The 13,948-nt window shown below is 38.9% G+C and carries 11 protein-coding genes; 7 read left to right on the forward strand and 4 right to left on the reverse strand.

Going from position 1 to position 13,948, the window contains the following annotated elements:
* Positions 1–84: 84 nt before the first annotated feature.
* Positions 85–327 carry a helix-turn-helix domain-containing protein gene (locus FM107_RS19060; RefSeq protein ID WP_086950074.1) on the reverse strand — a complete coding sequence of 81 codons (243 nt, stop codon included), beginning with the start codon at positions 325–327 and terminating at the stop codon, positions 85–87.
* Between the two features lie 864 nt (positions 328–1,191).
* On the opposite strand from FM107_RS19060, the gene FM107_RS19065 reads away from it, so the two are divergent.
* Genes FM107_RS19065 through FM107_RS19075 form a run of 3 tightly spaced genes read left to right on the forward strand, consistent with a single transcriptional unit; the run spans position 1,192 to position 7,428 of the window.
* Positions 1,192–4,491 (forward strand): SusC/RagA family TonB-linked outer membrane protein, encoded by a 3,300-nt coding sequence (locus tag FM107_RS19065; protein WP_086950075.1) that lies wholly within the window; start codon positions 1,192–1,194, stop codon positions 4,489–4,491.
* A gap of 4 nt (positions 4,492–4,495) precedes the next feature.
* The gene (locus FM107_RS19070) at positions 4,496–5,872 is read left to right on the forward strand and encodes a RagB/SusD family nutrient uptake outer membrane protein (protein ID WP_086950076.1); all 1,377 of its coding nucleotides are present in this window, start codon (positions 4,496–4,498) and stop codon (positions 5,870–5,872) included.
* Complete coding sequence (locus FM107_RS19075; RefSeq protein WP_086950077.1) at positions 5,869–7,428, forward strand: TlpA disulfide reductase family protein; 1,560 nt, start codon at positions 5,869–5,871, stop codon at positions 7,426–7,428. Before FM107_RS19070 ends, FM107_RS19075 begins: the two co-directional genes overlap by 4 nt.
* A gap of 22 nt (positions 7,429–7,450) precedes the next feature.
* Here FM107_RS19075 and FM107_RS19080 read toward each other — a convergent pair whose 3' ends face one another.
* The 3 genes from FM107_RS19080 to FM107_RS19090 all read right to left on the reverse strand — a co-directional run bounded on the left by FM107_RS19080 (position 7,451) and on the right by FM107_RS19090 (position 9,578).
* On the reverse strand, positions 7,451–7,804 hold the full coding sequence (locus FM107_RS19080) for a hypothetical protein (protein ID WP_086950078.1): 354 nt from the start codon (positions 7,802–7,804) through the stop codon (positions 7,451–7,453).
* On the reverse strand, positions 7,801–8,322 hold the full coding sequence (locus FM107_RS19085; protein WP_086950079.1) for a MauE/DoxX family redox-associated membrane protein: 522 nt from the start codon (positions 8,320–8,322) through the stop codon (positions 7,801–7,803). The genes FM107_RS19080 and FM107_RS19085 overlap by 4 nt, the downstream gene beginning before the upstream one ends.
* A 272-nt stretch (positions 8,323–8,594) precedes the next feature.
* Positions 8,595–9,578 (reverse strand): AraC family transcriptional regulator, encoded by a 984-nt coding sequence (locus FM107_RS19090; RefSeq protein ID WP_179204552.1) that lies wholly within the window; start codon positions 9,576–9,578, stop codon positions 8,595–8,597.
* Between the two features lie 521 nt (positions 9,579–10,099).
* Here FM107_RS19090 and FM107_RS19630 point away from each other — a divergent pair.
* The 4 genes from FM107_RS19630 (at position 10,100) to FM107_RS19110 (ending at position 13,082) form a co-directional block, all read left to right on the forward strand.
* Positions 10,100–10,237: a hypothetical protein gene (locus FM107_RS19630; RefSeq protein WP_179204553.1), complete on the forward strand. Its 138-nt coding sequence runs from the start codon at positions 10,100–10,102 to the stop codon at positions 10,235–10,237.
* Positions 10,238–10,295: 58 nt separating this feature from the next.
* Positions 10,296–11,168 carry a hypothetical protein gene (locus FM107_RS19100; protein ID WP_086950082.1) on the forward strand — a complete coding sequence of 291 codons (873 nt, stop codon included), beginning with the start codon at positions 10,296–10,298 and terminating at the stop codon, positions 11,166–11,168.
* 138 nt (positions 11,169–11,306) lie between these two features.
* Positions 11,307–12,332: a hypothetical protein gene (locus FM107_RS19105; protein WP_143559541.1), complete on the forward strand. Its 1,026-nt coding sequence runs from the start codon at positions 11,307–11,309 to the stop codon at positions 12,330–12,332.
* Between the two features lie 21 nt (positions 12,333–12,353).
* Positions 12,354–13,082, forward strand: coding sequence for a LytTR family DNA-binding domain-containing protein (locus FM107_RS19110; RefSeq protein WP_086950084.1), 729 nt, complete (start codon positions 12,354–12,356; stop codon positions 13,080–13,082).
* The last annotated feature ends 866 nt before the right edge of the window (positions 13,083–13,948 follow it).

Here is a 13,948-nt window from a genome sequence, read left to right on the forward strand (position 1 = left end):
CAGAACTATAAGAATATTATTCAGCAATCAAATATGTAGTTCGTAGGGCGGATACATAACATCCAAAATTTATTTTGATTTTATTTAGTCCTCAACAGCCTTTTCTGGCATAAAATCTTTCGGACTACAATCAAAATACCTCGCAAGCTTATTTAATTGACCATAGGAATACATGCTTTTTAGCTTTTTACTTTCTATTTGACCAATATATCCAACCGTTACTCCTAACACTTTAGCGATGTCTTCTTGACTCGACTTGTTTGCTTTACGCTTTTCTTTAGTGGTCTCAACTATGTACATTTCCAAAGAAGATTTTAATGAAGTCATAAAAATATTTTATATTTTACTAGTTATTGCTAGTAATTTTTGTACATTTGTTTAGCGATTTGACAATAGGGCTATGTAGCCATATTGAACGATGTTTTTCTCGAACCCGAATAGAGCTAAAAATTTCGCCGAGAAAACCGTGCAGATCGCTCCATGCTATTGTATGTCCAAAAGTTTTAATACTTTTGATATATGCGGCATGTGAGCGGCTTCACGATAAGCTTTGGCGGTCATCTTCAAAGTCTCTTGTAGATTAGAAGGCGACAAAGGGTTAGCTCCCCTTGGGTTCAAAGTGTGTGGCCGCTCCTTGCTTAGCTATCAAGGTGTTACTCACACCGAGAACCTGCATCGTTCACATAACCAAAAAGATTATGAGAACGAAAAAAATTGGAACCTCAAAAGACGCCACAAGAATCCAGGATTCTCAATCGTGGTTTTCTATCAAAAAACTCTACCAGAACGTAATTCGGGCACCCGAATAGCTTTAAAAAAAACAGACTTCAACAGAAAGGGAAGAGATGTGCTTGTTCGACAATCATATCAAAGGCACGAGCCGTTCCTTTTCCGATAGGTTTGTAAACCGACCTTCAACGTAGATTAAAGCATATGCTTGTTCACGGATTAAAAATCGGTCTTCACTTTGTTATAGCAGACTAAAGGTATGGCGTTTATTTAATTCGAACAAATTATTTTGTATTAATATTATTGCTTTTCAATAAGGCAGAGGGTCGGTATCTTTTTTATTTTGGAAAGGCGTCAAATTGAAATCGATTAATTTGATACGAAACAGTTTAATGCGCATTCCGAATAGATTAATTTAATTGACCTGTAAAGAGCCTCGGTCTTTATAAAACAACTAAAAAAATGCGAAACTTGCGCAAGGGGAGATGGTATACGCCATTGCGAAACTTAGTCACCCGGTCCTACAATTGTCTATTTAAATTTAAATACAACCGTAGTCGAACTCTTTTCGGCTGGTGGATACCTTTTTCGTTTTTGTTGTTTAGTAATCTAGCTAGTGCTCAGGAGCCCCGCCAGGACAGCGGGGCCGATGGGCGGCTTAAAATTGTGCTCACAGGTTCTGTGACCTCTGCACTAGACAACAAGCCGATTGAAGGCGTATCAATAAACAGCGAAGAATCGCGCACAACTACTGACAAGCAAGGTGAGTTTTCAATATCTGTTTCTGCGCAAAGCAGAAACTTAAACCTAAAGCACATTGGATTTATTACAAAACAAGTAACCTATAATGCAAATACGAGTGTACTAAATATCCAATTGCAGCCCATTGAAAACCAGATCGAGGAAGTCGAAGTGATAAGTACAGGTTACCAACAGATTCCAAAAGAAAGGGCGACGGGAAGCTTTGCGCATATTGATGCCAAAACATTACAGCGCAATCCGTCCATGAGCTTGATGTCGAGATTAGATGGAGTAGCAAATGGTCTTCTCATCAATGGTAATACCGGAAACCCTGATGGGTTGAGTGTGAGAGGCAGAAGTACTATATTTTCCAGTACTCGACCTTTAATTGTCGTAGATAATTTTCCATTTGAAGGTGATCTTGATAACATCAACCCAAACGATATCGAAAGTGTTACGATCCTAAAGGATGCAACGGCTGCATCTATTTGGGGTGTACGCTCTGGAAATGGTGTGATCGTTATTACAACGAAGAAAGGGAAAAGTGGAATTGATGTTGAATTTTCTTCGAATTTCCTGGTTGCTAAAAAGCCCGATCTTTTTTACGAGAAGCAGATGTCAACGAGTGATTTTATTGATTCAGAAATATGGTTATTCCAGCAGGGGTATTTCGATGGGGACATCAATTCAAAGTTCGAGAATATATCTCCAGTCGTTTCACTGTTAGAGCAGGTCCGATCGAGAGCTCTTGACGCGGAACATGCACATAAGCAAATCGATGCCCTGCGTGACCAAGATATCCGTAATGATTTGGACCGCTACTTCTTTCGTAACAAGTTACAGCACCAACAGAACATCAGCATATCTTCAGGCTCAGACAAAGTGAAAAATGTTCTGTCCTTCGGTTACGACCAGTCATTAAAGGAAAGCGTGACGCAGAGTAACAATCGTTTTAATATCCGTAACAATAATCACTGGAACCCACTTGGAGAACGTTTGAGCATAGATATGGATATATGGTATGTTAAAAATAGCAATCTTGAGGGGAATGTCAGTCAATTTAGACCAATGTATCCCTATGATAGGCTTGAAAAGGGCGGTACCGCCTCCGCGCTATCGAGCCTAAGCACGTTGAGTCATTTGTATACCGATACAGCTGGTAATGGTATGCTATTGGATTGGAAATTTCGTCCATTGGATGAGATGAAGAATAAACTTTCCAAATACGAAGGAAAAGATGAACAGTTTCGGTTTCAGCTTGGTTTTAGTTCGAAACTGTATCGTTCTTTCAATTTACAAGGGAGCTATCTATCGAGTAACAATTGGATAGAAAGCTCGACCCTATATGATGAAACATCCTTCTATGTGCGTAATATGATCAACCAATTTAGTCAGATAGATTATGACAACGGTATCGTTATAAGACCGATACCACTAGGTGACATATTATCCGAGAGCAACACTCGTGTACAGTCACATTATGGTCGCATACAGGTAAACTGGGATGAACAGTTTTTGAGGAAACACCGTATAAGTGGAATGCTTGGAATGGAATGGCGACAAGACAATAGTTGGTTTAATAGTAATGGCTACTTATATGGCTATAATCAAGATCTTGAAACTTTCGCCAAGGTCGATACGTACACTTACTTCCCTTATTATCATAATGGGAGGTACGGACAGATAAGCGAGGGGCGTAGCAAGCTCCGTAACGTTGACAACAATAGGTCTGTATACGCGCTGGCGTCATATACGTATGCGAACAATCTAACGATCACGGGTAGCGTAAGAAAAGACGAATCAAATATTTTTGGGGTAGCAGCGAACCAAAAGGGGGTTCCCCTCTGGTCAGTGGGGGCATCCTACGAGTTTAGCGATTTGTTAAGGACTAATATATTTGATCATCTAAAATTGAGGGCCACTTATGGGTACAATGGTAATGTAGACAAAAATACCACCGCGTATCTAACATCGCAGTTAAGCCGAACTACTAACCCTTGGGGCCGTCCTCGAGATATTATCCTTAATCCGCCCAATAATTCGCTTCGTTGGGAGCGTATTCGTAACATGAACATAGGGGCAGATCTCAGTAGCGCAAATGGACAATTTGGGGGTACGGTAGAATATTATATGAAGATAGGATTAGATTTGATGGGGCGTAATCCAATTGCTCCGCAAACCGGTGTCAGTGAGTTCTATGGCAATGCAGCAAACACTAAGACTAATGGTCTTGATATCGGATTATGGGTGTCTTGGCTAAAAAATAAACGGCTATCAGTCCGAACCGATTTTATTTTTAACCATGTTAAGGACGCAGTAACTAGTTATTTTATCGAACCTGGGGCTAATACAGACATTGTGACCAGTACCGGTATTATACCGATGAAAGGGTATCCGATTAATTCCATGTTTTTATTTAGGTATGAAGGTCTGGATAAAAATGGAGATCCCTTGGGGTGGGTGGACGGCCAAATAACTGATGATTACAACGCTATTCGAAATGGAAGTGACAGAAGTAGTATTGAATTTCTAGGTTCTCGAGTTCCGACCAGTTTCGGTAGTTTTCGTAATACCATTAGTTATAAGGATTTCGAGTTTTCCTTCAGCATACTCTTTAAAATGGGGTATTATTTCAAAAGGACAAATTCACTTAATTCTGGAGGATTGATAGGTGGAACTTACAGCTACTCGGATTATACACAGCGGTGGCAAAGTGAAGGTGATGAAAACCTGACCTCTGTGCCAGCCTTCCGGTACCCATTCGTCTTAAATAGAGAAGAGTTTTACGGGAATTCTACAATATTGGGAATCAAGGGTGATCATGTTCGGTTACAAGATATACGCTTTGCGTACCAATTTAGGCCATATGGAAAAAGCGAACAGGTTTCTATACAAGTGTACAGCTACATATCCAATTTAGGCTTACTCTGGAGACACAACGATCTGGAATTAGATCCCCAAGCTCTGACCGGATATCCAACGCCGCTAGAATTATCATTTGGTGCAAGTATTAAATTCTAATATTATGAGAACCTATTTAAAATTATCGATTTCCGCGCTACTATGTAGTGCCTGTTCAACGGCATTTTTGGAGGAGCAACCCAACAGTAATATATTCAGTCCTAAAAGTGTTGATGATTTTCAACGGTTGTTGGACAATACTGATATTGTTGGTATAACGAGCGCGTTGCCGCAGTTAGCATCTGATGAATATTTTATAATATCTTATGAACATTGGCAATCGGCACGGACAGCGATAGAAAGAAATTCGTATGTATGGGATGCCGATGTATATGGTGGTGAAGTTAATATTAAGGATTGGAATGATCCCTATACAAGTATTTATTATTCAAATAATATTATTAATGAAATTAAAAAAGCATCCAAGGACGGTAATGTCCCCTTGGAGTTTAGAGATGTCTATGGGCAGGCTATATTCCAGAGGGCAAAGGTGTATTATGATTTGCTGAAAAACTATTCGCCTCCATTTGATTCGGAGACTCAAGAAACTGACTTAGGCGTCCCTCTACGTCTAGATCCGTCTATCGATTACATGCAGGAGCGTTCGACAGTGAAAGAATGTTATGACCAAATTTTTCAGGATATTAATGAAGCGTTGGCAAATCTTAGGTTTTGGGGACCTTTGCCTGCGAGAGAACGGGTGACAAAACTCGCAGCATATTCCCTTCTTTCCCGGATACACCTTTATAGGAGGGAATATATTGAGGCAGAGCGCTTCGCGGATAGCGTATTAAACCGATACGATAAGTTGATTGACTACAATACGGTGGAAGTGAATGTAAATACTCCATTTTTAACTCAAAATGATGAACTTCTTATGTACGGACGAACCGTGATATATAACAATTCTGGTCAACTTAATCCATACGGAGATGTATTTGTAGACACTTCATTAATTAAAATGTACGACGCAAATGACTTGCGACTTCAGATTTACTTCATTGAAAAAAGTAAAGGTTTGTATACGGTTGCCAGAGGATATAACGGTAATGGACTAGTTCCGTTTACCGGATTTGCGGTCGATGAAGTACTTCTTAATAAAACGGAGTGTCTGGTACGTCGTGCTCATTTATCAAGTGCCGAAAACATGATCAATAGGCTACTAATAAACAGGTACAAATCGGGTACTTTTGTACCTGTTTTTTTTAATTCCGAGGAGGAGGCATTAGCGCGAGTGCTAGAAGAGAGGCGTAAGGAGTTAGTTTGGAGGGCACTACGTTGGGATGATATAAAGCGATTAAATAAAGAAGGGGCGAATATCCAACTAAGTCGTGTTTTCGATGCAAAGGAGACGGTTTTGAATCCAAATTCTCCTAAATATACCTTCAACATACCTCAAGATGAAATTAACCGAAGTGGGATAACTCAAAATATAAGATGATGGAAGCAATAAAATATAGGATTATTTACGCGTTTCTCTGGTATGCCGTGGTTTTTTACGGAATTCCGTGTACGGCTCAGTCGAATGAGAGTTTAAAAATTAATGGGAAGATAACAGGTAATTATATTGTAGACTCGATGGAAATTTCTTACACGACAAACTTCGAAGAACAGCATAACATATTTATGCGAGGACGGTCGAAATCATTCCGAGTGTCGGAGAATCAATTTCAAGTCGAAATTGATTCTGAGGATAGTTTATTCTACATAAAGTTTCATAACATAAAGAATATGGGTTTGCGCGAAAATTCTGTTTATGGACGCTTAGTTTATTTTCCTGTTGTAGTTGCACCTCACATGCAATTGGAAATGGAAGTAAATCAAGACTCGGTAATTTTTAGCGGAAAAGATGCTGCGCTAATAAATTGCCAGCTTGAATTGCGGAGAATTGAGCAAATTGCTAATAGGAAGATACGTGAATCCTACGATAAAAATAAACTATTTCAAATGAAACAAGGCAATCCTTATGACAAGATGTGGTGTTATTTAGAGGAATATCACGCGATAAACCAACAACTACTGGCAGAGGGGAGCATGGTATTTAATAGTTTTTCAAAAAAATCAGATGAAAAAGCCTGGCAACAATTGTGGTACGATTGGGTAGGAAACCTGAAATATAATCAGATAACTAAAATGCACTTTTTTCATACGATGTATGCCAAAAAATATCGTAATGCAATAGAAGATTTTTACAAGAAATTTCTGCTAGTGGAGGATGACTTGGATATGATAGTAAAATATACAACTAAATCCATTATGTTCCCTCGCTATTTATATCTGAAATCATATGCGGATTTGTTCTTCTCGCTAGCGGAATTCGATACGGAATTGGAGCCAAGTTTCGATACACTTCTTGATTTGCTTTCTGGTCGATATAAAGGAGAACTATTTGATCAGGTTGCATTTTCAGCTCTCTTACAGCAAGCTGGAAATAAGTATATTGATGAAAATACTTATTTGAAGCTGGCCTCGCAAATGGGAAATTCGGAAATTAAACGAACTGTTGAAGAGATGCTTGCTCGAAAATCTAAATATCGTAAAGGCTACGACTTCGCGCTAGAGGATAGCGAGGGACAAATTCGAACTCCACAGGATTTTAAAGGAAAGGTTCTCATTATGGATTTTTGGTACACGGGATGCCATGCTTGTAAAGGTTTATATAAGGCGATGAAACCCGTTAAAAGTGCTTTTGCAACGAATAGTAACGTTGTTGTTCTAAGCGTATGTGTGGATAAATCCAGAGAGCGGTGGTATCAGACTATCAGCGATCCCAATAACGGGTATACTGACTCCACGAATATTAATCTTTGGATAGGGGGGGACACAAAACATAGTCCAATAATACGCTACTATGATATCTTTTCCTACCCAACAATTATTGTGTTAAATGGAAATAATGAGATAATGGCGTTCAACCCGAAAGATCCCTATACTGAAATCGATAGGAATGCTTTTATTTCTATTATCGATCAGGCATTAAAAAAAGCAGGAGGGTAATACCTCCTGCTACCAATTGCTTCTAAGGAGTATAAACTCCTTTATTGGAATCGACTTCTTCTATCAAACCGGCCGCCTCTAAGTCGGCCGCTTCTTCTGCGTCAAAGCTCGATGGAACAGTTCCTGGTTGAGCCGTTCGCACAAAGGCGCAACTATGCTGGTTTGTTTGCTGGCAATTCGCCGATTGATATTCTTCCGGTATAGCGAGTTGAGAATATTCTCCTGAATTTGAGGTATTCACCCAAGTCTCACCGGCTAGTTTTTCCACTTTTTCAACTCTAGCATTTTCAGAAAATGACTGCGTAAGTGCTGCAAGCCCGAGCACCGCTACTCCGAGCAGTGTTTTAAGGGATTTTGTTAAATTTATTGTATTCATGATTTGTTTATTTTTAGTATTTGTAATTTATTACTTTTCCTTAGAGCATAGATTCCGGCCGCTAACCAAAGAATATTAAAGATTAGATGCGCTTCCCAGCCCATGGATTCAATTACACCACCACAGTTGCAAGGTTTACTTTCGACAAACGCGAGTATCAAAGCGACATAAACGGTGAAAAATCCCATTAAGATTGTTGATACTAATAGCGCCCATTGTTGCGTTTTCTTGAAAGGAATGATTAGCAGCAATGCAAGAATGACTTCTAAAATAGGAATGCCCCAACCGGTAATCTCGGCAAATTGTCCAATAAATGGAATCTTAGCGTTTCCTTGTATAAATCTTTCGACATTGATAAGTTTATCATATCCCGTGTACATGTATAGAAAAGCATATCCGTAAATAACCGTCGGGATCAACCATTTTTGAGCAGCCCTTATACTTGCACTTGCTGCAATAAAAAAACTGCTGTCCTTGATATTAGTTCCGACTCTGGTTCGCTGTATATTCTTTTCCATAACTGTGTTTTTGCGCTGTGTATTTAAATCCTGATTACGGAGTTCCAATCAATTGATCGGGATTCTCCTGGTTAGCTTTCTTTTCCGCCCCCCGCGGGAATAAAGCATATTTCCTGTTGTGAATTTTGTTTTCCATTTCTTTATCATGTTTTGTTAAGTACCGATGAAACAAACTTAGAAATGATATTGCAACGAATTATTATCTGTTTCTTGAAACTTTATTATCAAATTATTGAGATTTGAATAAAAAATTATATGGTGACGTGCAGAGTTCAACTCGGCTGATCTAATATGTAATCTTTTGGGGTCATTTGTGTTTCTCTTTTAAAGAACCGGTAGAATGCAGGCAGATTTTCAAAGCCACAGAGTTCGGAGGTTTCCTTAGGCATTTTTCCGTCCCTCATTAATTTTTTTGCTTTTTCGACGATTATCCGCCCTTTGAATTGTGAGAGGGTCTCGCCGGATTCAACTTTAAAAATTATTTGCAAATAATTTAGACTGATTGCTAACCGATCGGCTACTGCGGTTAATTTGTAACGGACACCTTCTGCTTCTACATTCGATTCAAGGATAATTTTGGCGGCTTCGACAATTGTCTTTTTATAATTTTTGGGCTCGTACTTTTCTTCAATCTTCGTTTTTGAAAGTTTTATTAGGTCTTTCATCGTAGTGAACATATATATCTGGCTCGATAGATCCCCCGTTTTAATCCGTAAGCATAACGCATGAATGTATGCCTCGGTTTTTGCATCTAGGCTAAAATCCGTGCTCATTAACGGTGCGGATGAGGAATTTCGGTGAGCTTCTAGCAGAGGTTTTAGAAAAGAAAACTCTCGATCCCCTCCGTCATCAAACATCCCCACATCGAAGTAAAACCCGAAAAGTTGATATTTTCCAGGTGAAAGCGTCAGATTATAGTTACCCTTGGGCAAGTAAGCGTAGAGCGCACGTCCTTGATGAAGTGAAAGTACGTGGCGATTTTCGGAGTCGGACAATAGGATTTTTGCCCGGGAGTGTATGGAGTAAGCTACATATAGGTCAGATTGTTTTATTTCGATGGGGATACATACGGATTCGTCTACTACAATGTTGTATTGCTGTAAATACCCCAATCGCCCTTTGAAGCTCTGCTCGATACAGCTCTTACCTTTATTTTTTCGGAAAACGACCTCCCCATCATTAAATAATAAGGGCGAAGTGAGGGCACCGACATCTTTTTTCGAAAGCGATGGACCGAAGATATGAGCAGTTTTCATATGGAAGGTTTTCCTCACGACAGTAATTTTTGGCATGTCAATATATCCTGACAAAGGGTTCTGTTTATTTTTTTCGTACACAGTACTTTCGAAGGGAGTAGATTCACTTGTAATTTCGTCGATCGCAAAATGCCTTCGTAAAAAGATTTACGAGATCGATGATTGTTGGGTCTATCATAGATTTCAAATGAGTGCCAAATACAGGCGGAGTAATAATAAATGCGCTTTTTTTCATAATGGCTTCGTATTAGGGTTGGAATGTACGTTTGGAAGGGAAACAATTTCGGTAATTACAAGAATTCTCACAAGTTCTATACACGAAATGCTGTTTGGTATACACGAAGTGATTTAATGTGCCGATTTAGTACGTATTTGGACAATTCGCAGCTTCATGTTCCCCAATCCTTATTTCGCGTTAAATTATTTTTTTAAACGATTTTCTTCACAATGTTTGTTCTGTTCGCTGGCGCTTTATAGGAAACAAGGAACCGGTCTGAACGAACCTATTAAACAGTAAAATAATGAATGAAATGAAATTAACAGGGAGTGCATTGCTCCCTAAACGGCTCGAGCCACTTGAAAATTTTAAGCTTTCTGCACCGGATTCAATCAAGTCAGATCCCCCTACAGATCGGAAATGTCCTATTGAAGTACTGTAGTAGTCTATCAGTGAAGGGCGTCGGTGGCGCTCTTCCTTTTTCTATTAATTATTTTATTATGCATATCATACAATTTCCATACAATAGCCCCACGTATTCTGAAATAAAAAAAGGGCAATCGGAACAGTTTGCTATTCCTTCTGCAGACTTCATCGCGGAATGGCGCCGCTTTGAGCGTAATATTCATTCTGAGTTTCCTTCAAGTGATCTTTCATGGCGTTTCTGGCAATTTGAACTAGCGTGTTTAAACCAAAGTCTTTCGATACGCGATTTAGAATGCACCGATATGAAGGATAAATTGAGCCAACTAATGATTCCGACGAATTATTTTGATTCAGTCGGCTTTATTGCAACCTTCCATTTTGCCTCATATCGACTTCTAGGAAAATGGCTCGCGCTCCGAGGGATCCCGTTCTTATTGGTTGTTTCGGGGAAAGTGAAATCTGAACAAGAGATGCTGTTTTACAGGAGCATTGAAGCATGTTTGCAGAAACCTGCCGATTTTGGTGTTTTAGATGCGAATGATCCGCGAATATTGTTCAAAATAAAACGCGGGATTGATTCAGGCTATATGATTCTAATATATGTAGACGGAAATATTTCTGCATCTGACAAACGTTTGACGGAGGTTAGGCTGTTAGAACATGATATATCTGTGCAAAGCGGTATAGGCTTTATGGCAAATTGGCTAAAAGTACCCGTCTACCCGATACTTTCTGTTCGTGATCGTGATAATGTCGGTTTTGTTCTTCATGATCCTCTCCTGGTAACATCTGATTTTGTGAATGGCGAAGATAGGGTGACAGTTCTTGTGAAAAAACTTTATTCCTTTCTTTCTAACCTATTGCAGGATGAGCCGGGAATGTGGGAAAATTGGTTTTACCTTGACGAATTTTTACTGCATAACGACGCTCGGGTAAGCTGTAAATAGCCTCAATTTCTATTAATTCAAATGTTTTTTTTATATTGTAAGACATTTAACTAGTAGACCTCTGGATACCTTTCCAGATATGTAGCAGAAAATATTTCTCTTGAGGATATACATTTGGGTCACAGAAAGACGGGAAGAATGAAGCACATCGATTCAAGAACGTTGTCACGATACTCACCAATTTGTCATTTGATAGGATGGATACTCTACGCGTATATTTCCTTTGTATACAATGAGAATAAATATGGCTCAGGTGCTGCAGTGTTCGTTCTTATGCCGCTTTATCTACTTACTTTTTATAGTTCGTACCGTGGTTTTAAATTAATTACGCTTCAAAGAAAGCCGAAGCGAGGAGGTCTATGGTTGGTCTGTTTTTGTTTGATAATTATACCTGTTTCATTCTTATACCTTCGGGTTTTACTCCCTGAGGTCGGAATCCGGATTTATGATGAGAATGTACCGCTGACTTGGAAAGAATTTTCTCGAGATATATTTATGGGATGTTACAGGATTATCCTTTATTCGGTAATTCTCGTGATAGTAGTTAACAATGCTCGGACTTGGCGTCTCTTCCGATTCTTGAAGATCCGCATTCGACGCGTTCAGATGGGAACTCTTGGTCACGAACTTTCTTCGCATACACAATTCGATCTTCTCAATAAGCTAATGGAAAAATTAGGTCAGGGTTCGCAACAAGCAGTCCAATATATAATTTGGTTAGCAGATTTGTATCGATATCATACCATACATATACGAGATGGTCTTGCACCAGTTTATAGTGAAGTGTCTCAGATGGAACGGCTCGCTTTTATGATGAATCCCTCGTATTTTCAAAAAAATAATGGTTGGCTGATTCTTCAGGGAGAAATGAGTGGCCTCATGGTGCCTCCAATGTCACTTGTCAGTATTTTGGAGAACGCTTGCAAGTACTCCGATCTAAGTGAACCGGATAGTATTGTATTTAGAATTTTGAAAATAGAAGGCACCCTTCATATCTCCTGTAGGAGTAGGATGGGAAATGCTGCAAAACTAGAGCGATCACTGGGAGTGGGGAACCGAAATCTTAAGTCTCGGCTGAAAATAGTATACGGACAGAAAGCAACGTTTGAAACAACGGAATCAAACGGGATCTATCATGTAAGAATTACAATCCATTACGAATGAAATAAAACTAACTGACCAACAATGAAGTCATGTACACTATATATTATTGACGATGATAGCGCGGCTATTAACATACTTAAAGATTATATTGGAAAAACTTCGTGCCAACTTGTAGGAAGTTCTACCGATCCTCGAATAGGAATACAAGAGGTGCATAAAAAAAAGGTGGACATTGTTTTTTTGGACATGCAAATGCAACCCATAAACGGATTGGAAGTTATGCCTCAGTTACCGTTATCGACTAAGGTTATCTTTTGCACATCTTATCAGGAACTTGCGATGGAGGCTTATCAAACTTATTGGCGGCATTTTCTTTTAAAACCATTTAGCTTTCATAATTTTTATAATATTCTTGGGCAAACCGCGGCGACTCTTTCTTCAAGATCATTTATAGGTGAAGGATCAGGTCACGAGAGTGATTTTAAGTTTTTCTCCGGTGGGATCAAAGGTGTCCACAAGAAACTTTGGTATGAGGATATGGTATATGCATGTTCGCTAAAGGATAAAACCCAAATCTATTTAATTGATGGGGAGACCTATGTTATTAATCAACGTATAGGCAAACTTATAAAATCATTACCATCGACTAGATTCGCTAGGATAAGCAAGGAGATCATTGTTTCACTTTCCGCTATAGAACTGGTAGAATACGGCAAGGTAGGTGTAACTATAGCCCACAGGAGAATTTTTCTTGATATCGGAGGCGCCTATTCGAAAGATTTTTATAATTGGATATTAGATAATTCCTAGAGGTCGAAAGGGTAATTATTAGACTTTAATAGTTAAGCGCGAGGATAAGATGTATGAAACGGAGTTTGAAAAGATATCTTTTTAGCGTATTGTCGAGAAAATCCATTTTATCGCTGATTCCTCGAAGCTAAATAATGTGCTGATGAGCAAGGGTATAATCATCGACGAGAAACTAGGCCGCAGACTCTTGGTATAGCTTTATACGACAGCCCCGTTGGGACAGCAGTATGGATTCTAGGAAAATTTGGAAAGTGGGCGGATTTCTCAACAACAAAACATGGCAATCCCGATATATGGTCAAAATATGATGAAGCAAATTTTGACCAATATAGTGTTATATCTGGTAACAAATTATGTTGTATTTTCAAGTTGGATCTACCGTGGCGAGTATTCAGAAAACTCTAATAAATTACCATTAAAAACATATACAATTGTACCCACTGGGTAGCTGGATTTCCTGATCCTGTATTTGCTCCAACTCTTAAATCAATTGTTGAATACAATTATAATGTTATTCACTGGAGTACAATGGAAAAAGGAGGGCATTTTGCTTCATTAGAAGAACCCGAATTATTATATTTAGATAATACAAAATGTATTAACGAGTTATTTTGATTATATATTAATTTACAACTGCTAAACTTCCTCCATCAGCCGTTTAATTTACCCGTATATTCTTGGTATAGATAGTGGCAGCTGCATTTTGGTTCCCAATAAGGTTTGTGGCGTATCGTCCCGTAATTATCCAATAAGAAAGTGGAGGTTTGTTACTTCTGATAAGACCCAAAATGCGAATCGTATCAAATCATATCAGGGATTTTTTGCTTAAGTTTGGGATAGTTTCTTGATAATGCATGGCAAAGAAA

The organism is Sphingobacterium sp. JB170 (assembly GCF_900163865.1).
GTDB lineage: Bacteria > Bacteroidota > Bacteroidia > Sphingobacteriales > Sphingobacteriaceae > Sphingobacterium.